Consider the following 20,242-nt stretch of genomic DNA (forward strand, 5'->3'; position numbering starts at 1 on the left):
AAGTGTCTTTTTTATCTTAGTGATATCCTTTAGCAGAGTCTTTATGAATTTTATTTTTAAAGATACTGTAGCTCCAAAGTTGATATCCAATAACGATTGGTACCATGACCATTGCAACGAAGAACATAATTTTTAAGTTTAATTCACTACCAGCAGCGTTGTATAACGTTGTACTATACGCATCGTTAATACGAGATGGTAACATTCTTGGGAACATACCTGCAAAGCCAGTTGTCATAAACATTGCAATCGTTAAGCAAACGAATGTGAATGCAAGACCGATTTTATGTTTGTACACCATAATAAGTGCGAGTACACTCATTAACATTGCAAGTACTGGAAGAATGAATAGCACAGGATATTCCGTAAAGTTTTGGAATAGGTTTGTACGATTGGCAGTTGCTACGTAGAAAATAGCTAAAATGATAGCAGCTGCCATTGAAAACGGTCGTGCGATTTTATAAGCGCGATCAGATACTTCACCAGTCGTCTTAATCATAACCCAAAGGGCGCCAGATACGACGAATATAGCAGTGAAGAAAAGGCCACCTAAAATACCATAATGGTTTAATAAACTAAGTAAATTTCCTTCATAACCGTTTTTCCCGATTTGTAGTCCGTAATATAGATTAGCGAATGTAACACCGAATAAGAATGCGATTAGGAAACTACCAATTGTAAATGCCCATTTACAAGTTTTTTGCCAAATTGGTGAATCGTCTTTATGCATGAATTCAAGTCCAGCTGCACGAGCAAACAGTGCAAGTAATACTAAGAATAACGGTGTATATAGATAACTAAACATATTTGCATATGTGACTGGGAAGGCAGCAAATGTTGCGCCACCAGCTGTAATTAACCATACTTCATTACCGCCCCAGAATGGGCCAATTGCTTCTTGTAATTGATTTCGTTCTTGTCGATCTTTCGCAACGAATGGAAAAATCATCCCGTTACCAAGTGCGTACCCGTCAAGAATGAAGTAAACTGTCCAAATTACGCCCCATAAACCGAACCAGATGACTGCAAGCATATCATGAGACATGAGCTGTACCTCCTTCAGTAGCAGGTTCTTCTAATGCAGCAGGTCCTTTTTTCGCGAACTTTAGCATTAAGTATACGTCTGCAATTAAGAGTAGAGTATAGAACAATATTAAACTAATTAATGAGAACCAAATTTGTGGAACAGATATAGGTGACACAGATTCTGCTGTACGCATGAGTTTATATACTGTCCACGGCTGGCGACCTACTTCAGCGACAACCCAGCCAGCATTAATCGCAATGTATGGAAGTAAGACAGACCACATTGTAATTTTTAAATAACGGTTTGAGTTTTCTAGTTTTCCTTTTCGGTTTAAATAGAAGCCGTACCAAGTTAATGCCATAAAGAACATACCAAGTGCAACCATTAAACGGAAGCTATAATACACAAGGTTAACATTTGGGCGTTCATCTTTCGGAATATCTTTTAAACCAACAATTTCGCCATCAAATGAGTTTGTATAGAAGAAGCTTCCTAGTTTCGGAATAGTAAGGAATTCAAAGTTCTTTTCGTTTTTCACATCAGGAATTTGCACAATTGAGAAGCCTTGTCCTTTACCAGTTTCCCAAACTGCTTCCATTGCAGCTCCTTTAGCTGGTTGATATTTAGCTGCGGATACACCAGATTGATGTCCCATAAATGGTGTAACAGTTGCAGCGAATAATCCTAACATTAAACCAAACTTAAATGATTTTTTAAAGAATTCCACTTCATTTTTACGTAGTAAGTGATAGGCACTAATTGCCATAACGAAGAAAGCACCAACGATATAACAACCGATTACAGTATGGAAGAACATATTCCAAGCATATGGATTTGTAACAAGTGCCCAGAAGTCGTTTAATTCAGCACGGCCGTTACGTACTACGTAGCCAACAGGATTTTGCATAAAGCCGTTTGCTGTAATAATCCAAAGGGCAGAAATATTTGTTCCAAGTGCAACCATCCACATACAGAAGGCACGGAACTTTGGTGAAATTTTGTCTTTACCGAATAACCATATTCCCATGAAAGTAGATTCTAAGAAGAAGGCAACGAGTGCTTCGATTGCGAGAGGTGATCCGAAAATATCTCCCATATATTTGGAGTACTCAGACCAGTTTGTTCCAAATTGGAATTCCATCGTAATCCCGGTTATAATCCCCATTACAAAGTTAATTGTAAATAATTTACCCCAGAAATTTGCCATTTTGCGGTATGTTGGATTCAATGTGCGGGCGTATTGAGTTTCCATACATGCTACTAAAATAACAAGTCCGATTGTCAAAGGTACAAATAAAAAGTGATAAAAAATAGTAATTGCAAATTGAAAACGACTCAGTAACAGAACGTCGGACATAATAAATATTCACTCCTTTTTTACATTATCTACAATTAGTTTATAGTGAAAATAGGATTCGAGTATGTGATACATGTTACAAAGCTGTGTGTATATTTTGAAAGAATTATGTCGGTTATCTGAAAATATCTATTTTTTACTATAAAGCAATATCCTTTTTGAGTTTTTTAAATTTTGGTACACTATATAAGTAATGTAAATGAGAGAAAAGAGGGTCCTTTACTATGAAGTCATTAGAAGAGATTTTACAATACAATGAAAAATTCGTTGAAGAAAAAAAATACGAAGAGTATGAAACGGGAAAATTCCCAAATAAAAAAATGGTAATAATCTCTTGTATGGATACTCGCCTTGTTGAATTATTACCGAAAGCGATGAATATGCGTAACGGTGATGTGAAAATTATTAAAGTAGCAGGCGCTGTTATTTCACATCCGTTTGGAAGTATTATGCGTAGTATTTTAGTTGCTGTATATGAGCTTGGTGCTGATGAAGTATGTGTAGTTGGTCACCACGATTGTGGTATGGCAAAAATTCAAGCAAGCAGTACGATTGAGAAGATGAAAGAGCGCGGTATAACAAATGAGAAACTAGATACACTTCGTTATTCTGGAATCGATTTAGAAAGATTCCTACAAGGGTTCTCTAGTGTAGAAGAAAGTGTAGAACATAGTGTATCAATACTTCGCAACCATCCATTACTTCCAGAAGAAGTACCTGTTCACGGTCTTGTTATCGATCCAGACACAGGAAAATTAGATTTAGTTGTGAATGGTTACGACAATTAAGAATTTACTTTGTCATCCTTTTTATCTGGGACAGGATCAAATCCTCCCGGGTGGAAAGGGTGACATTTTAATATACGCTTACAAGTAAGCCAAAATCCTTTGAGGGCACCGTGTTTTTGAAACGCCTCTAATCCGTAATGAGAACAAGTTGGATAAAAGCGGCACGTTGGTGGTGTCATCGGAGAAATGAACTTTTGATAAAATCGTATAATCCCAATGAAAATCTGTTTCATAACAGTCTCCTTTTCAGCATAGTCTTAAAGTATTATAGCACGACTGTACATAATACTTTACTAATGTGCATTTCCGTTATATCATATTGGATATAACGGAATTAAATTAAAAGCGGGAGAGATGTTGTATGCCATCAGTAGAAAGCTTTGAATTAGATCATACGATTGTAAAGGCGCCTTATGTAAGACATTGCGGAGTTCACAATGTAGGTAGTGACGGTATTGTAAATAAATTTGATATTCGTTTTTGCCAACCGAATAAACAAGCAATGAAGCCAGATGTTATTCATACGTTAGAACATTTATTAGCATTTAATTTACGTAAATATATTGATCGTTACCCACATTTCGATATTATCGATATTTCACCGATGGGCTGCCAAACAGGATACTATCTTGTAGTAAGCGGCACACCGACAGTTCGAGAAATCATTGATTTATTAGAACTAACATTAAAAGATGCGGTTCAAATTACAGAAATTCCAGCTGCAAATGAAACACAATGTGGTCAAGCGAAGCTTCATGACTTAGAAGGAGCAAAACGCTTAATGAACTTCTGGTTAAGCCAAGACAAAGATGAACTTGAGAAAGTATTTGGATAAAGTGAAACTTTAATCAGTGGGTGATGGGGGAGGTGCCCTATCACCCACTGATTATTAGTTGAACCAATCGGACCTTTACAGGCAGTTAAACTCCTACCTAACTTCTTCGCTTTTACATAATTGGGAGGTAGGGGTCTTACTGCCTGTTAAGGCGGGATAAAGTGAAACTTTAATTAGTAGGGGCACTTTACGCTGACTATTAGTTTTCACCAATCGATAAAAAAACTGCCTGTGAGAGGGCAGTTTTTTTTTATCAGAATGATGGGGACGATAATTGGATTGAAAATGGTGAGTTAATGAACATATAAGAAAGAAAATATATTAATTTGTGTTTGTTATGTGATAAGTACATCAAGTCGTTGACAGAGATGAAATAGTATGTTAAAAATAAGGAAAGCGTTTACAACTAAAAGGATTGTTACTGTTCGGCAGGCAAAACCTAAATTTGTATAAGAGTAACTTAAGCGTTATTCTTATGTGCAAATTTAGGTTTTTTTTTATAAAATTTTGCCTGTTAAATAATATGGTCAAGGACGAGTGCGAATGGAAATAAAAAAAATTTTAAACAATAATGTTGCTGTTACGCATAATGAGTTTAAACAAGAAATTGTCGTTATGGGAAAGGGGTTAGCTTTTCAGAAGAAAGTTGGAGAAATAATTGATGTTTCGAAAATAGAGAAAACATTTGTGCTAGAGAAGCATGGAGTTTCTGAAAAGCTTGCAAAATTATTAGAAGATACGTCTGAACTATATTTAAATATTTCTTCAAAAATTATAAACTATGCGCAATCCAAGCTCGCATACAAATTGGATGAATATTTATATGTTGCGCTAACGGATCATTTAAGTTTTGCAATTAGTAGATATAAACAAGGTATACAGTTAAAAAATGCGTTATTATGGGAAATTAAAAAATATTATAAACAAGAGTTTCAAATTGCGCTACAGGCGTTAGATATGATTGAAAGTGATACAGGAATTCGCCTTGGAGAGGATGAAGCTGCTTCCATTGCTTTGCATTTAGTAAATGGTCAATTAGCTAGTGATAATATGGCCTCTGTCGTGCAAGCAACTGAAGTCGTTAATAACATTTTGAATATCGTAAAATATCATTTTCAAATAGAAATGGATGAAAACTCGGTTAATTATGAGCGCTTTTTAACACATCTCCGTTTCTTCTCGATACGATTTATTCGTAAGGAACATGCTGTTGAAGGCGATGATCAATTCCTTTATGAGCAAATACAGCTGAAGTATCCACCGGCGTTTCAATGTAGTCAAAAAGTGAAGGTCTACTTACAAAATGTATATAATTGGAATGTTTCGAATGATGAAATTGTCTATTTAACTTTACATATTCATCGAGTGACCTGTCGACATGCATCAAACTGTACGTTAGATGGGAAAAAATAAGTTAGGAAGGGGAAAATACGATAGTTGATATTTATAAACTACATATGATTTAGAGGAATGTTACCAATACCTGGGCATAACCTGAGTCGACCTGAGCATGCAGCTTATTTGCGTGTATGTTCAGTTGGGCTCAGGTTTTTTATTTACAAAAATGCGATAGAAAGTGGGGATAAATATGAAATATGAACAATTAGCAAAAGACATTATTGAAAATGTCGGCGGTAAAGAAAATATTATTAGTGTGGTTCACTGTATTACCCGTCTGCGTTTTCAATTAAGAGATGAAGGAAAAGCAAAGACAGAGGTTTTGAAAAATATGGAGGAGATCGTCACTGTTATGAAAAGTGGTGGCCAGTATCAAGTTGTTATTGGAAATCAGGTGCCTGACGTCTACCAAGCAGTAGTAACAATTGGTGATCTTCATACGTCAGCACCTGAAGAGGCTGATAGTAAGAAGAAAGGGGCATTTAATCAATTTATTGATATAATTTCTAGCATATTTAGCCCTATTCTTGGTGTTTTAGCTGCAACAGGGATGATAAAAGGTTTGAATGCTCTGCTTGTAGCAATGGGCTGGTTAAGTAACACATCTGGAACGTATCAAATATTAAATGCAATCGGAGATTCGCTATTTTATTTCTTCCCAATATTCCTTGGTTATACAGCGAGTAAGAAATTTGGAGGAAACATATTTATTGGTATGGCAATAGGTGCCTCGTTAGTTTATCCAGCACTTTCTGGATTAACAACAAGCAAGCCAATGTATACATTATTCGCAGGGACAATGTTTGAATCACCTATTCATATTACGTTTTTAGGAATTCCAGTTATTTTAATGAGTTATGCATCATCAGTTATTCCAATTATTATCGCAGCGTATCTAGGGGCAAAAACAGAGAAGACGTTTAAAAAATTAATTCCAGACGTTGTGAAAACATTTTTAGTACCGTTCTGTACATTACTGGTTGTTATCCCGCTGACGTTCATCGTTATTGGACCGATTGCAACATGGGCTGGTCAGCTTTTAGGACAAGGAACGATTTGGTTGTATGAATTAAGTCCAGTAGTAGCGGGACTATTCATTGGTGGCTTCTGGCAAGTGATTGTTATATTTGGTCTTCACTGGGGCTTAATTCCAGTATCAATTAATAATCTTACTCTTCTAGGTGCAGACCCAGTTGTAGCTCTTATGTTTGGAGCTTCATTCGCACAAATCGGTGCGGTTTTAGCAATTTGGTTGAAAACGAAGCAACAAAAATTAAAATCACTTAGTATTCCAGCTTTCATTTCGGGTATCTTTGGTGTCACTGAACCAGCGATTTATGGAATTACACTTCCATTAAAAAAACCGTTTATTATGAGTTGTATTGGCGGAGCGATTGGTGGAGGGATTTTAGGACTTGCAGGTTCGAAAATATATATGGTAGGTGGCCTTGGAATATTTGGTATACCGAATTATATTGATCCAAAAGCAGGCATTACGATGGGATTCTGGGGTCTTATTATTGCGATTGTTGTTTCGTTTGTATTTGGATTTATTCTTACTTATTTATTTGGATTTGGTAAAGAAGAAACAGCTACAACTGTTGACGAAGCAGCAGCTACGACAACAGAGTTAAATCGCACAAAAGTTGTAAGCAAGGATGCAAAGAATGTGATCACTAGCCCGTTTGAAGGTAAGGTAATCGAGTTGTCTAGCATTAAAGATGCAGCCTTTGCATCAGGTGCGATAGGACAAGGAGTTGCAATTGAACCTTCTATTGGTAAATTATTTGCCCCAGTTTCAGGAACTGTTTCAGCACTATTTCCAACGAATCATGCGATTGGGATTGTAACTGATTATGGAGCAGAATTGTTGATTCATATTGGTATGGATACAGTTCAATTAGGTGGAAAGCACTTTTCTTCACACGTTGCACAAGGAGATCGTGTAGAGAAAGACCAATTGCTTATTGAATTCGATATAAAAGAAATTCAAGCGGCAGGATATGTCGTAACTACACCGATAGTGATAACGAATACTGATAAATATGATGTAGTAGTAACGGAAGCAAATTCAATCAAAGTTGGCGAGAATTTAATCGAAGTAATTAGTAAGTAAAATAGAAAGAAATAAATGAGTTAAAAGGTTATTAAAAAAATTATATTGTAAAGGAGTGCTAGTATGTTGAATGCTAAATTTCCAGAGGGGTTTTTATGGGGGGGAGCTACTGCTGCTAACCAAATGGAAGGCGGATTTTATGAAGGTGGAAAAGGATTAAATATCGCAGATGTTTTACCTGGTGGAAAAGGACGTCTTAAAATATTGCAAGATCCTGGTTTCAATTTCGAAATTGATAAAACAAAATACCTTTATCCAAACCATGACGGTATTGATTTCTATCATCGTTATAAAGAAGATATTGCATTGTTTGCAGAGATGGGATTTAAATCTTTCCGTATGTCTATTGCTTGGACAAGAATTTTCCCAAATGGTGATGAACTAGAGCCGAATGAAGAAGGTCTAGCTTTCTATGATCGTGTTTTTACAGAGCTAGAAAAATACGGTATTGAACCTGTTGTGACAATTTCTCATTACGAAATGCCAGTAAATCTTGTTAAAACATATGGTGGCTGGAGAAGTCGTGAAGTGATTGGTTTCTTCGAACGATATGTAAATGCTATATTGAATCGTTACAAAAATAAAGTGAAATATTGGATGACATTCAATGAGATTAATAGCGGTTTAATCATGCCAATTATGGGACTTGGATTTTCTATCAATAAAGAAGAAGATAAATATCAGCCGACATTCCAAGCGTTCCATCATCAATTTGTTGCGAGTGCGCTTGCAGTAAAAGCATGTCATGAGATTATTCCAGAATCAAAAATAGGTTGTATGATTATATACGCTCCAGTCTACTCATATGACTGTGATCCGGAAAATGAGTTATATGCACTTCAAGAAGAGCGTATGTTTAATTACTTCTGTGCTGATGTTCAAGTACGCGGTAAATATCCAACATTTATTAAAGCATACTTCGAAAAGCACGATGTGGAATTAGAGATTCAAGAAGGTGATTTAGAATTAATTAAAGAACATACAGTAGATTACATTGGCTTCAGTTATTACATGTCCCGTACAGAGAAAAAAGTAAAGACTGTTGAAGAAAAAGCACAAGGAAATATTATGGCAGGTATAAAAAATCCATTCCTTAAAGCGAGTGATTGGGGATGGGAAATTGATCCAACAGGCTTAAGAATTTCATTAAATAAATTGTATGATAGATATGAAGTACCACTATTTGTTGTTGAAAATGGTTTAGGTGCTTATGATGAGATAGAAGAAGACGGTACTATTAATGATGATTACCGAATTAACTATTTACGAGAGCATATGATAGCAATGCGTGATGCGATACAAGTAGATGGAGTTGAAATGATTGGATATACGAGCTGGGGATGCATTGATTTAGTGAGTGCTTCTACAGGAGAGATGTCTAAACGCTACGGTTATATTTATGTGGATAAGCATGATGATGGAACTGGAACGTTAGAGCGTAAAAGGAAAAACTCATTCTTCTGGTATAAAGATGTTATTAGTTCTAATGGAGAAATACTGTAATACGAATTTAAAAAGAAGAGCAGGAATGCTCTTTTTTTTATGAAAGTATACTAGACACTCCGTCATATAAAATAACGACAGAATAGAGAAAATACACAAATGCTTTTGCTTTTTGCTGCTGCTTTAATTCGTTAATTCAAAAAAAGATAATATAGTACTTAAAAGGGTAGATACGTAGGATAAAGGTACGGTGAATTTTGCAAAGAGGCTAAATAGAGCGAGAATAAGAGTAATGGGATAATTCGAATGTTTTTAGCATGCTATTCTCCACCTTTTTCGTTTTTTGAATGATCCTTAAATGTATTACTTGTTCGAAAAAGAAAAATTGGTGAAAGGTAATAGTCAGTAGGAAAAGTACATGTTGCCTTTAGCGAAAGTAGGTCGATATTAAAACGAAGAACATAAGACTAGAAACGAAAAAATACGGGATACTCATTGATTTTCGTCCGGATTTCAGTTCATTAATTCCCATAAGAATAAAGAAATAACTGAAAGTAAATTGCATGTATGGGAGAAGTGTGAAATTATCGGTAATAAGAGAATACGTGCACAGAGTGAGTGTGAGAAGCGTGAGAAGTCCTAAAACAATCCGTAATCCAATTAACATTGTATAACCTTCTTTAAATAGATTATTTACCGGAATAGTTCTGACAAACTAAGAAATAAAGCACCAGCTCCAGCCATAAAAGCAAATGTGCCGCTAGATTTTCGGTCTTTTTTTATTTCTTCTATACCTATGGTGAAGGCCATCAACCCTAAGAAAATGAACAGGTAAGGCATAATGTCTCTGTTGTCGCTGATAAAGCTATAAATGGCTATACATAAAGCAATCAGTGAAAAAGTGATTCGAACTCCTTTTAACATAAAGGAACCTCCTTCTATTTTATATAGCTAATGAGGAGAACAATCCAACTGAAAGCACCCGCAACAATGCAAATAACTCCTGTTCCTGAATCTTTCTTTTTTATTTGTTCAACTGCAATGATGAACATTAAAGCTCCTAATAGAAATTGTGAAAGTGGTAGAAAGTTATTTTGATCGGTATAGAGCCCAATTGCCGACATAATGATTATAGTGAGTGCGATTATAATGCGAAGTATACGAAGCATATTATGAATCCTCCTTATTATTTTTTGTATAAGGATTATCTTCTGGTTTATCAACGGAATGTTTATATGAATACCCTTTATTAATCGTCATAACAGAGAGCACTAGTACGACTAGCACGATGATAATACCGATAATTAATATTTTGAGCATGAGACCCCTCCTTTTCTTTATTTTACATAATTTTGTAATTGATGAAAACAATAGAAATAAAAAGGATGAAAGAAGGGCGTTACATGGAGCAGAAAAAAACATATTATATATCAATAGCAAATGGTCAAATTTCACAAGTGAAGACGGCGGATACGTATAATTTTGAGATTTCCGCGAGTGATGAGGAGATTACGGAGTTAAGAGAGTACTTCGATCAAGCATATGTAGAGGATTTAGGTTCATTTGTACGCTCCCACGTTCCATTTGTTGAGTATCATCACGATTCAAATAATGACCGATATGATGAACAACTACAAAAAGCATATAAAATGATTTACGATTTAGGAAATCATGAGACGAAAGAATTAGTCGCGCAAATGGGAATAATCAATGGATTATAATTGGATAATATTATGCAGAAAAGCGAGAATATGCTACAATTTGTGGTAGGAAAAACTTGTAACCATCAATAGGGGAGTAATGGCATGTACAAATTTAAAGATTATTACCACAACACTGTACAATTATCGTTTGAACGTTATCCATTTTCTCCTGAGCCAAAGCATGTTTGGGTTGTATGCCGGTACGGGGATCAATGGTTATTAACGCATCATTTACGTCGCGGTCTTGAATTTCCAGGTGGTAAGGTGGAACTCGGGGAAACACCGGAAGAAGCGGCGGTTCGAGAAGTTCATGAAGAAACCGGCGGCATTGTTTCTGATTTAACTTACTTAGGACAATATAAAGTATCTGGAAAAGACAAAATAATCATTAAAAACATTTATTTTGCAACAATTAGTGCGGTAGAAGCACATACGCATTACGAAGAAACGAAGGGATCTGTTTTATTAACAGACATTCCTGAAAACATTAAAACGGATAGAAAATTTAGCTTTATAATGCGCGACGATGTATTGGCGCGTACGATGAAACATATAGAAGAAATCGGCTGTTTTACGAAGTAAAGTGGCCGGTTTCTTTTTTTGTTTGTAAGAATAAATGTAAATATATCTTTATATATATATGGATATAATATACAATTTTTGTAAAGATATATTTGCATTTTAGGAGGGGGAAGATGGATAACAGAAAAGAAACGACTGTTACTGTTTCGATGGTTAAATTAAATATCTATGCATTTCTTATAATATTCGCTTTGGCGTTTGGAATTGGTTATTTGCATATATTTCTTTCAGGCGAGGTTCAATTTGAATTTACATTGCCCGTTATGTTTCTTTTGATTATTGGAATGATTGTCCTCATTTGTATTCATGAAGCGATACATTTAATAGGGTTTCGCTATATCGGAGGTGTTCCGTGGAGTGAACTAACATGGGGCGTCAATTGGAAATTAGGTGTAGCATACGCTCATTCTAAAAAAGAAATTACAGTAAAGCAAATGAAGAAAGTGTTAATGTTACCGTTTTTACCGACTGGAATTTTGCCAATTGTATTGGGATTAGTTATGAATCTGGAGCCACTCTCATTTTTAGGAATCTTACTAACAGCGAGTTGTATCGGTGACATTGCCTTATATCAAAAAGTTTCAAAGTTTCCAGATGATGCGCAAGTTAAGGATCATCCGAGTAAACCGCAGTTTACAGTATATGAATCATAAAGGAAGCGGAGGCGTTCGGGAAACGAAGCCTCCTTTTACTATTTTCTTGTTTTTGTCTCTGCCTTTAAAAACGAGAGAACCTCCAGTAAATCATCCGCCATACGTGAATGCTCAAAGTCACTCCAAAATGAATCTTTCTTCCAAACGCCAAGAATCCCTACTTGTTCAGAACCAAGTACATCGTTTTCAGGATGATCCCCAACGTAAAGACATTCTTCTGCCTTCACATCTAGCTTTTTTAAAGCTCGTTCGAAAATTTCAGGATGCGGTTTTTTAATTCCTTCCGCTTCTGAAATGAGAATGGTGTTTGTATACGTATGTAAGTTCAGAGCACGGAGATTGCTCATTTGAAAGTTAGTAAAGCCGTTTGTAATAATGCCGATTTTAATGCTTTGTTGTGTTAATTGTTGAAGTAATTCATGCATGTTTGGGAAAGGGATACAATGATATCGAAAATTTGTAATGTAGTCGTGCAGCAGTTGCTCTGATGTTAAAGTGGTAATGTTATATTCGCCAATGAGAGTAGCATATACTTTATCCTTCCAGGTGTAGCCATTGTTGTCGAGTTCGAGAAAACGAGAACAATACTCAGATTGTTCAATGTTCATAAAATGAAAGGAAAAGCGATTGTATTGGTCATGAATAAATCGTTCCAAAGACTTTCGTCGATCTAATAGTGTCCCATCTAAATCAAATAGCACAGCATGAATCATATGTAACCTCCTCAAAGCTTTTATAAATTAAGTATCGCATATCCGTCAGAAAATGATTATCATATTTTTGTAGGCTGTAACGATGGAGGTTTAAATGAAAAAATTGTATGGAAAATTAACATGTTTTATAATTTCAATTGGTTTAGTCGCCGGATGTGATATGGCGGAGCGAACTTTGAAAAAAGAGAAGAAAGATGTGTGCGAAACGACAGAAGAATGTACAGAAATAGGCGATAAAACGCTCCAAAAAGTATATGGAAAGATAGATGGCCTTTCAGAACTTGAAGTGCCAGAAGAGGATGTAGCGAAGCAACAAACTATAAGTAATGATATGAAAAAAGCAGAACAGAAAAAAGATGATGATGAAAATTATTTCTTTTTAGCCTCTTATTATATTGATGGTGATGAAATTGTAGATCCTTATTTTGAAAAAATAGAACGGAAACGTTTAAATAAAGTATTCGCTGAAGATAAAGAAGCGAAAGAAGAAGTACTACAACAACGCCAAGATAGAGGTTACCATGAATCATTATGGGACATGTACAGCACTCTTATTCCAGCTAAATATCGCAGCGACATAAAAGAGTTCGATATGATAACAGACGGTTACGATGGAATTGTGGCCCATGTTATGCCAAGTATGGCATATCCGAAAGAATGGGTTCTTAGTTTAGATACGCTTGATTCTGCAGTAAATATCGATGAAGTGATGAAAACATTAATTCATGAGACGGCTCACGTGTTAACGTTAGGTCATAAACAAATACCAGTAAATGAACAATACTTAAAGGCTTTTGAAGAAGATAAAGATATTTCATCATACCAAAATAAATGTAAATCACTTTTCTTACAAGAAGGATGTGCGAAAGAGAGTTCTTATATTAATCAATTCCATAATTCTTTTTGGAAACAAATTGAGCAAGAATGGACAGAGAAGAAAGTGGAAGAAAGTGAAGAAGCTCAAATGCAATTTTTCAAGGAGAAACAGGACGAGTTTGTATCTGAATACGGAACAACGAATGTAGCGGAAGATATCGCAGATACATTTACAGCGTTTATTTTACAGGATTCAAAAAAGGTGAAAGAAGGAGCAGCGTTAAAATATAAAAAAATTGCCTTCTTCTATCAATTCCCTGAGCTTGTAAAAATGAGAGCGGAAGTGCTGTCAGGATTATATGATGTTTCGAAAACGATAGAACAACAAAGTGGGGATTAATCCGGGGTATATGTTTATATATTTTTGGTTGATGAAATGAAAACGCAAAGACGTTCAAATCTTTGCGTTTTTTCTTTGTTAATAAAATTGAAAATTCTGTCTTTTTTATCAAAAAGAAGAAGGAACTGACGCTTTAAAATAGAATTAGTATAAAAACGTCACAATTTAGACACAATTATAATGCGCGTGTTGTAGGGGATATAAGTTTACTCTCGAGGAGGTAATGAAACGTATGAAAACGATTCTTGCTGTTGCTGGTCTCATTTGGGTAATGTCTCATAGTTTTCCGATCTTTGAAGGGGAGCAAATTCGTAGTGCATTAAATAAAAAGTTCAATGATTATCATGTGATAGATCGAAAAGATAATGTCGTTACAGTACGTGTGAAAGATTGTTTCCATACAGTTACGGTTGCGGATGGAAACGTTACAAATGAAACAAAGATGTGTGATAAAAAGTAAAAGAAAGAAGCTGACTATAATGTGTAGGGTCAGCTTCTTTTTTGTTTTCCAATTAGAAGTTTCTCGAATGCTTCAACAAACACATACATAAGAGTTGCAAGGACACAGGTGAGGAGTACGCTAAGTAAGACGAGCGTGAAGTTAAAGACTTGGAATCCGTAGCTAATTAAATAGCCAAGTCCTTGTTTAGACACGAGAAGCTCACCGAAAATAACACCGACCCATGACAATCCCACATTTACTTTTAGCGTTGAAATAATGGCTGGGAACGATGAGGGGAGTATAACTTGCTTATAACACTGCCATTTATTTGCGCCAAATGTGTCCATCACTTTTATATAGTTAGAATCGACTTCTTGAAATGCACTGTAAATAACGAGGATGGTAATAATGATGGAAATGATTACCCCCATTGCAATAGACGATGAAATATTTGGACCGAAGATTACAATGATGATAGGACCAAGTGCCACTTTTGGCATGGCGTTTAGGACGACCAGGTATGGATCAAGTACGCGAGCTAAAAGTGGCATCCACCAAAGGAAAGTAGCAATGATTGCCCCGAGTACTGTTCCGAGAATGAAACCTATTCCCGTTTCAAGCAATGTCGTCCATATGTGAATCCAAAGAGAACCGTCAATCCATTTACTAAGGAAGAGATCCCAAATGCTTGAAGGAGAGCTAAAGAGTAAAGGGTCAATCCACTCTTTTTTACTAGCTATTTCCCATAGTGCAAAGAAAAGAATGAGCAGTAAAAGCTGCAAAGAGCGTGCTAACCATGTGCGCCTGCGTTCTTTCTTCCGAAACTGTTCATGTAGTTGCTTTATATTATCCAAGGCGCTCCAGCTCCTTCCATATATTTTGGAAGAGGGATGGGAAGTCATGGTGGTGGCGTGATTCTAACGGTGATAAGGAACGGATGCTTTCTGGGACGATAAATGTTTTTGCAATTTTTCCGGGATTCGCTTGTAGTAAATAAATACGATCACTCATCGCAATTGCTTCTTCAATATCATGTGTCACGAGTAGTGAAGTTTTCTTATATTTGTGTAGTAAGCTGAAAACGAGATCTTCTAGTTTCAATTTCGTTTGATAATCGAGAGCCGAAAAAGGTTCATCTAGCAATAAAATTTGGGGGTCGGTCGCTAACGTTCGAACGAGGGCGGCACGTTGACGCATACCACCGGATAATTCGCGGGGGTATTGCTGCTCTACATCATGTAGACCGACTTGTTTTAAAAGCTGTAAAGTATGTTCTTTCGTCTGTTCATCATAAATTTTTCGGATATGAAGTCCAAGCATAATATTTTCTTCAATTGTCTTCCAAGGAAACAAGTAGTCTTGCTGTAACATATATCCCATAGATGAAGTTTTCGTTGTAATCGGTTCACCATCTAAAAAGACGATACCTTCAATTGGATCAAGTAGCCCGGCAATGATGGAGAGGAGTGTCGTTTTGCCGCAACCACTTGGGCCGAGTATCGAAATGAATTCGCCTTCTTCCACTTGTAAGCTCATATCTTCGAGAATTAATTTGGCGTTCTCTTTTGCAAAAAAGCAGTGAGAAACGTTACGTATTTGTAAAAAACTCATACACTTCGCCTCTATTTCTTAATAACGCTTTCGGCAATTTTCGTATTGACGAGCGCTTCATGTGGAACTTCTTTTTGTAATTCGCCAGCGTCTTTCATAATCGTTTGGAGCTGTTTCCATTCTTCAGCATCTAATAGCGGATTTGTCGCATAAGAATGTTGCTTTTTATACCGTTCAATTACTTTTACTGTAATGTCTTTTGAAGTGTCCTTAAATAACGGAGAAACGGCATCAGCAATCTCTTCTGGGCTATGAGTATCAACCCATTGCTGTGCTTTATATAGTGCACGTGTGAACTTTTCTGCAGCAGCTTTATCTTTCTTTAAGAAACTTTCTTTCGCCATGAACGATGTATACGGAACGGTACCAGATTCATTTCCGAACGAAGCGACGATATATCCTTTTCCTTCTTTTTCGAATATACTTGCAGTCGGTTCAAAGAGCTGTACAAATTCCCCGGTACCAGATGCATAGGCATTTGCAATGTTAGCAAACTCGATATTTTGAATTAAGTTTGTATCTTTGTGAGGATCAATGCCATTTTTCTTTAAAACATATTCTCCAACCATTTGCGGCATGCCGCCTTTACGCTGTCCTAAAAACGTAACACCTTTCACGTCATTCCAATTAAAAGAATCTAATTTTTTACGCGATACTAAAAATGTTCCATCTGTTTGTGTGAGTTGTGCAAAGTTAATGACAGGATCTTTTGCTCCTTGTTGATGAACGTAAATAGATGTTTCGGAACCGACGAGAGCAATATCAATTCCGCCAGATAAAAGCGCGGTCATCGTTTTATCTCCGCCAGCTGTTGTTTGTAAATCAATATTTAATCCTTCATCTTTAAAAAATCCCTTTTCAATTCCAACGTATAACGGGGCATAGAAGAGAGAATGGGTAACTTCACCGATGCGGATGTTTTGAGTTTGCTCTTTCGTACCTTCCTTTTTACTACTACAAGCAGCGAATGTGAAAACAGCCAGTAACAGGATGCAAAACACAGCTATTAATTTTTTCATTAAATGACACCTCCTAGAAGTCAATCTACAAGCAGGATATGTAGGTAAGTGCCCATATGTGAGTATAGATAGCAGGAATTTTTTGGGTAATAAAGAAGTACAAATATAAGGGGTGATAAAATGGAGTACGAATACGATGATAGCGTACATTTACATCTTGACTATTTCGGAACAGAATGTGATATGGAATCGATTGCTTATAAGAGGAAGTATGAAGACGTATGGGATGTGTATTTTAATTTTGGGGTATATGGTATTCAGAACAATGAGGTAGAGACAGGTAGGTTTATGGACGAATATGCCGGTTATTATGTTTTTTCTGTACATGCTCGTGATTTAAGTTGGGAATTTGGAAGTGCTCAATTTGAGGAGTGGGTTTTGAAGAATCATATCGTCGAAAAAGCGCTACAAAAATAGGGAGGAACTTCGTGATCGATTTTCTCATACTATTGTTCATCTTAGTAGTTGGATTTTTCATTATGCAATTTCTTAGTTACCAATTTGCAAAGAAAAATATTCATAAATACAGGGAAGTAAAATGGGTTCATATGTGGTTAGATATGACGATGAAAAAGGGGCCAAGACTAGATTTTTTTGATTTTGTATTTATAATACTCGTATGTATTATATGGAAGGTATGGATATATTCTTTTATATAATGAATGGACGAATGTCTGTTAGAATGAAAAAGAACCTGTCAGTGTTGATGGGTTCTTTTTTTATAGTAATATTTTTATGGAGTATAGTTTATTTATGTTGGTAGAATATAGAGAAGAAAAAGTGTTATTTTTAAGGGGAAATTAAGGATACATGTGTATAATACAAACACAACGGGAGACTAACTGCATACAAATATGGTATTTTGTATATGACAATATGTTTGCTGATGCGAGGCGAAGGGGTAAAGGAAAGAGGGAATAAATTGCGTTTTAATGTTTTAACACAGCGACGAAGAAGAGATGAATTTCATTTTAGCTTTTCGGCTCAGCAGCCGAAAAAGAACCTATTAATTTCAATCATTCTTAGTGGAATGTGGGCAATTTGTTTAGAGACATTGTTTTTTGTAATACTAAGTTCTTTCGAATTCGAGAAAACTAAAGAATTTTTTGACGGGAAAATGCAACTCAGTATACTCATTATTATTTTGTGGGGCGTACTCTTATACGTCATTCATTTGAATAAAGGCATTAGCCATAGGCTTAGGCCAGCTATTCGAGTTTACATCGTATTATTCTTAATTGCACATACAATGAACTGGATGTATATCATGATACAGGAAGATATGAACCTTCTTTTAGTAAATACGTGGGTTTATTTACAACATGGACAGTATATGTTAAGTCTATTGTTTATTTATATGGTATATATTTTTGTGTATAGTTTGCTTGGAAGAATTTTCTTAAGTACAACGATAACTAGTGTAGTCTTACTTGTTTTTGTACTGGTGAACTATTTTAAAATCATGTTTAGAGGAGATCCATTCTATCCGTCTGATTTCACGCAGATTGCTCATATGGATTCCGTGATACCGATGGTTATGGAATCCTTTAGTTTTTGGAATATATTTCGCGTAATAGTTTGTATTGGGTTGCTTATATGTGTAGTTATGTATATACGAAAGCACATTCCAGTTATAAAATCTCATATTATTATAAGGATTATTTTAGTATGTGGATCTGCGTTTATGCTGTATGCATATAGTAATTTTTCTAATACCTTTATGAATAATTTATTCCAAAAAGGTGGAGTAGACATTCGTGCGTGGAATCAAACTATAAATTATCAGGCAAATGGTTTTGTTATAGGATTTTTAAGTAACTTAGATACGACAGTTATCGAAGAACCAGAGGGATATTCAAAGGAAAATATGCAGCGTATTGCCAAGGATATAGAGAAAACATATGGTGGCAATATAGGTGGGCAAAAAAAGGTAGAGAAGCCGAATATTATATTTATTATGAGTGAAGCTTTTTGGGATCCGACAAAATTAACGAATCTTTCGTTTAGCGAAGATCCAGTGCCAAATTTACATCATTATATAGAGAATTTTCCTGGGGGACAAACGATAGCCCCTACATTTGGCGGAAATACAGCGAATACAGAATTTGAAGCATTAACAGGTTACTCGATGAGTCACTTAATGCCTGGTTCTATACCGTATCAACAAGCCATTCCAAGTCAGAAAGAAATTCCATCTATTGCAAGCGAATTGAAAAAACAAGGGTACTATGCAAGTGCAATTCATGCTTTTAATCGATCGTTTTATAAAAGAGACGATGTATATAAAACATTGGGATTCGACCATTTTAATGCAGAAGACACGATGAAAAACACAGAAATAGTGGGAGAAAATATCGGTGATTTATCTATGAGTAAAGAAATAATAGATGAATTGAATAAGAGAAAACAACCGACGTTTATTCATGCGGTGACGATGCAAAATCATTTTCCATATAAGCCAAATATGTTTGGTGAAAATAAAATAGAGATTAGTGGATTAACAGAAGAGGAATCGAAGGCGGAATTAGAAGCATATACGGAAGGCGTAAGACTCTCGGATGAAGCGCTGCAATATTTAATAGAGCAGCTTGACGATTTAGAAAGACCTACGCTAGTAGTTTTCTTCGGAGACCATTTGCCTTTGTTAGGGACTAATAAGTCTATTTATAAAGAAGCAGGATATATAGAGAATGAAGAAACTATAAGTGAAAGATTAGCTATGGCAGAAACACCATTGTTAATGTATGCAAATTTTGATTTGCCAAATGATAATTTAGGTTTAGTAAGTCCAATTTATTTCTCTAATCTTGTTTTTGATTATGCAGGATTAAATAAATCACCGTACTACCAATTTTTATCAGAAATGCATAAAGAAATACCAGTGCTTAGAGATGAATTAAAGGTTAATAAAGATGGGGAAGAGATAGATTTAACAAAGAAACAAAAAGAAATGTTGGAGCAGTATAAAATGATCCAATATGATTTACTCGCTGGAAAGCAGTATAGTAAAGAAACACTCTTTAAATAGAGGAAACAAAAAGAACTTGTATCATGGTACAAGTTCTTTTTTATGTTATTTAACGGGGTAACCAGACAAGCTGGGTTTAGGGAATATTACCTGTGCCTTTAGTATATATGAAAATGAAATCGTTTTATTAATTGATTTGTGAGAAATGTGTGAATTATTATCTCTTTTAAAATTACCGACTAAATAGTTATAATAAATCCCTCTAAATTTGTAAAGTCGTAATTGGAGGGAGAATTGGTTACTAGGTCGATATAATGCGGTTTATGTACGAGTTCAATTTATAATCTTAACCATAAAGAAAATAATTTCTA

At 35.5% G+C, this 20,242-nt stretch carries 23 protein-coding genes and 1 pseudogene; 13 read left to right on the forward strand and 11 right to left on the reverse strand.

The features are described 5' to 3' along the window. Nucleotides 1-16: 16 nt before the first annotated feature. Entirely contained in the window at nucleotides 17-1,045 is a 1,029-nt protein-coding gene (gene cydB / locus DN410_RS20040; protein ID WP_149177775.1) for a cytochrome d ubiquinol oxidase subunit II, read from the reverse strand. Continuing rightward, nucleotides 1,035-2,384 carry a cytochrome ubiquinol oxidase subunit I gene (gene cydA / locus DN410_RS20045; RefSeq protein WP_149177776.1) on the reverse strand — a complete coding sequence of 450 codons (1,350 nt, stop codon included), beginning with the start codon at nucleotides 2,382-2,384 and terminating at the stop codon, nucleotides 1,035-1,037. The genes cydB and cydA overlap by 11 nt, the downstream gene beginning before the upstream one ends. A 224-nt stretch (nucleotides 2,385-2,608) precedes the next feature. On the opposite strand from cydA, the gene DN410_RS20050 reads away from it, so the two are divergent. Beyond that, nucleotides 2,609-3,172, forward strand: coding sequence for a beta-class carbonic anhydrase (locus DN410_RS20050; RefSeq protein WP_000838168.1), 564 nt, complete (start codon nucleotides 2,609-2,611; stop codon nucleotides 3,170-3,172). Here the strand turns inward: DN410_RS20050 and yidD are convergent. Then, nucleotides 3,169-3,405, reverse strand: a complete 237-nt coding sequence (yidD, locus tag DN410_RS20055) for a membrane protein insertion efficiency factor YidD (RefSeq protein WP_000809334.1) — start codon at nucleotides 3,403-3,405, stop codon at nucleotides 3,169-3,171. The two genes, DN410_RS20050 and yidD, sit on opposite strands and share 4 nt — an antisense overlap. A 128-nt stretch (nucleotides 3,406-3,533) precedes the next feature. Between yidD and luxS the strand changes: the two genes are divergently transcribed. The 4 genes from luxS (at nucleotide 3,534) to DN410_RS20075 (ending at nucleotide 9,024) form a co-directional block, all read left to right on the forward strand. Continuing rightward, nucleotides 3,534-4,007 (forward strand): S-ribosylhomocysteine lyase LuxS, encoded by a 474-nt coding sequence (gene luxS / locus DN410_RS20060; RefSeq protein ID WP_001141369.1) that lies wholly within the window; start codon nucleotides 3,534-3,536, stop codon nucleotides 4,005-4,007. A 543-nt stretch (nucleotides 4,008-4,550) separates the two neighbouring features. Beyond that, nucleotides 4,551-5,420, forward strand: a complete 870-nt coding sequence (gene licT / locus DN410_RS20065; RefSeq protein ID WP_149177777.1) for a BglG family transcription antiterminator LicT — start codon at nucleotides 4,551-4,553, stop codon at nucleotides 5,418-5,420. 175 nt (nucleotides 5,421-5,595) lie between these two features. Beyond that, nucleotides 5,596-7,521: a beta-glucoside-specific PTS transporter subunit IIABC gene (locus tag DN410_RS20070; RefSeq protein WP_149177778.1), complete on the forward strand. Its 1,926-nt coding sequence runs from the start codon at nucleotides 5,596-5,598 to the stop codon at nucleotides 7,519-7,521. Nucleotides 7,522-7,584: 63 nt separating this feature from the next. Next, a complete protein-coding gene (locus DN410_RS20075; protein WP_149177779.1) occupies nucleotides 7,585-9,024 on the forward strand; it encodes a glycoside hydrolase family 1 protein in 1,440 nt (479 codons plus the stop codon). A 37-nt stretch (nucleotides 9,025-9,061) separates the two neighbouring features. Here the strand turns inward: DN410_RS20075 and DN410_RS28560 are convergent. The 4 genes and pseudogenes from DN410_RS28560 to ytzI form a co-directional block, all read right to left on the reverse strand. Beyond that, a pseudogene (locus DN410_RS28560) lies at nucleotides 9,062-9,258 on the reverse strand (hypothetical protein). 399 nt (nucleotides 9,259-9,657) lie between these two features. Further along, entirely contained in the window at nucleotides 9,658-9,888 is a 231-nt protein-coding gene (locus DN410_RS20090; RefSeq protein ID WP_149177781.1) for a YczI family protein, read from the reverse strand. A 14-nt stretch (nucleotides 9,889-9,902) separates the two neighbouring features. Next, the gene (locus tag DN410_RS20095; protein ID WP_149177782.1) at nucleotides 9,903-10,133 is read right to left on the reverse strand and encodes a YczI family protein; all 231 of its coding nucleotides are present in this window, start codon (nucleotides 10,131-10,133) and stop codon (nucleotides 9,903-9,905) included. Between the two features lies 1 nt (nucleotide 10,134). Beyond that, on the reverse strand, nucleotides 10,135-10,284 hold the full coding sequence (ytzI, locus tag DN410_RS20100) for a YtzI protein (protein WP_149177783.1): 150 nt from the start codon (nucleotides 10,282-10,284) through the stop codon (nucleotides 10,135-10,137). Between the two features lie 83 nt (nucleotides 10,285-10,367). Between ytzI and DN410_RS20105 the strand changes: the two genes are divergently transcribed. The 3 genes from DN410_RS20105 to DN410_RS20115 all read left to right on the forward strand — a co-directional run bounded on the left by DN410_RS20105 (nucleotide 10,368) and on the right by DN410_RS20115 (nucleotide 11,902). Further along, nucleotides 10,368-10,685, forward strand: coding sequence for a hydrolase (locus DN410_RS20105; protein WP_071710958.1), 318 nt, complete (start codon nucleotides 10,368-10,370; stop codon nucleotides 10,683-10,685). Nucleotides 10,686-10,769: 84 nt separating this feature from the next. After that, nucleotides 10,770-11,249, forward strand: a complete 480-nt coding sequence (gene mutTA, locus DN410_RS20110) for an antimutator 8-oxo-(dGTP/GTP)ase (protein ID WP_149177784.1) — start codon at nucleotides 10,770-10,772, stop codon at nucleotides 11,247-11,249. A gap of 113 nt (nucleotides 11,250-11,362) precedes the next feature. Next, on the forward strand, nucleotides 11,363-11,902 hold the full coding sequence (locus DN410_RS20115; protein WP_149177785.1) for a DUF3267 domain-containing protein: 540 nt from the start codon (nucleotides 11,363-11,365) through the stop codon (nucleotides 11,900-11,902). A gap of 38 nt (nucleotides 11,903-11,940) precedes the next feature. On the opposite strand, the gene DN410_RS20120 is transcribed toward DN410_RS20115, so the two are convergent. Beyond that, complete coding sequence (locus tag DN410_RS20120; protein ID WP_149177786.1) at nucleotides 11,941-12,615, reverse strand: HAD family hydrolase; 675 nt, start codon at nucleotides 12,613-12,615, stop codon at nucleotides 11,941-11,943. Nucleotides 12,616-12,709: 94 nt separating this feature from the next. Here DN410_RS20120 and DN410_RS20125 point away from each other — a divergent pair, with 94 nt between their 5' ends. Continuing rightward, nucleotides 12,710-13,831, forward strand: a complete 1,122-nt coding sequence (locus DN410_RS20125) for a recombinase family protein (RefSeq protein WP_149177787.1) — start codon at nucleotides 12,710-12,712, stop codon at nucleotides 13,829-13,831. A gap of 232 nt (nucleotides 13,832-14,063) precedes the next feature. After that, nucleotides 14,064-14,291 (forward strand): hypothetical protein, encoded by a 228-nt coding sequence (locus DN410_RS20130; RefSeq protein ID WP_149177788.1) that lies wholly within the window; start codon nucleotides 14,064-14,066, stop codon nucleotides 14,289-14,291. A 29-nt stretch (nucleotides 14,292-14,320) separates the two neighbouring features. Here DN410_RS20130 and DN410_RS20135 read toward each other — a convergent pair whose 3' ends face one another. The 3 genes from DN410_RS20135 to DN410_RS20145 are packed head-to-tail and all read right to left on the reverse strand — an operon-like array spanning nucleotide 14,321 to nucleotide 16,903. Continuing rightward, complete coding sequence (locus DN410_RS20135) at nucleotides 14,321-15,127, reverse strand: ABC transporter permease (protein ID WP_149177789.1); 807 nt, start codon at nucleotides 15,125-15,127, stop codon at nucleotides 14,321-14,323. Continuing rightward, nucleotides 15,120-15,884: an ABC transporter ATP-binding protein gene (locus tag DN410_RS20140; RefSeq protein WP_149177790.1), complete on the reverse strand. Its 765-nt coding sequence runs from the start codon at nucleotides 15,882-15,884 to the stop codon at nucleotides 15,120-15,122. The genes DN410_RS20135 and DN410_RS20140 overlap by 8 nt, the downstream gene beginning before the upstream one ends. Nucleotides 15,885-15,895: 11 nt before the next feature. Then, nucleotides 15,896-16,903 carry an ABC transporter substrate-binding protein gene (locus DN410_RS20145; protein ID WP_149177791.1) on the reverse strand — a complete coding sequence of 336 codons (1,008 nt, stop codon included), beginning with the start codon at nucleotides 16,901-16,903 and terminating at the stop codon, nucleotides 15,896-15,898. A gap of 120 nt (nucleotides 16,904-17,023) precedes the next feature. On the opposite strand from DN410_RS20145, the gene DN410_RS20150 reads away from it, so the two are divergent. The 3 genes from DN410_RS20150 to DN410_RS20160 all read left to right on the forward strand — a co-directional run bounded on the left by DN410_RS20150 (nucleotide 17,024) and on the right by DN410_RS20160 (nucleotide 19,931). Further along, nucleotides 17,024-17,320: a DUF3986 family protein gene (locus DN410_RS20150; protein WP_149177792.1), complete on the forward strand. Its 297-nt coding sequence runs from the start codon at nucleotides 17,024-17,026 to the stop codon at nucleotides 17,318-17,320. Nucleotides 17,321-17,331: 11 nt separating this feature from the next. Continuing rightward, on the forward strand, nucleotides 17,332-17,562 hold the full coding sequence (locus DN410_RS20155) for a hypothetical protein (RefSeq protein ID WP_149177793.1): 231 nt from the start codon (nucleotides 17,332-17,334) through the stop codon (nucleotides 17,560-17,562). A gap of 227 nt (nucleotides 17,563-17,789) precedes the next feature. After that, nucleotides 17,790-19,931, forward strand: coding sequence for an LTA synthase family protein (locus tag DN410_RS20160; RefSeq protein ID WP_149177799.1), 2,142 nt, complete (start codon nucleotides 17,790-17,792; stop codon nucleotides 19,929-19,931). Nucleotides 19,932-20,242: the final 311 nt, after the last annotated feature.

The organism is Bacillus sp. SH5-2 (genome assembly GCF_008368905.1).
GTDB lineage: Bacteria > Bacillota > Bacilli > Bacillales > Bacillaceae_G > Bacillus_A > Bacillus_A luti.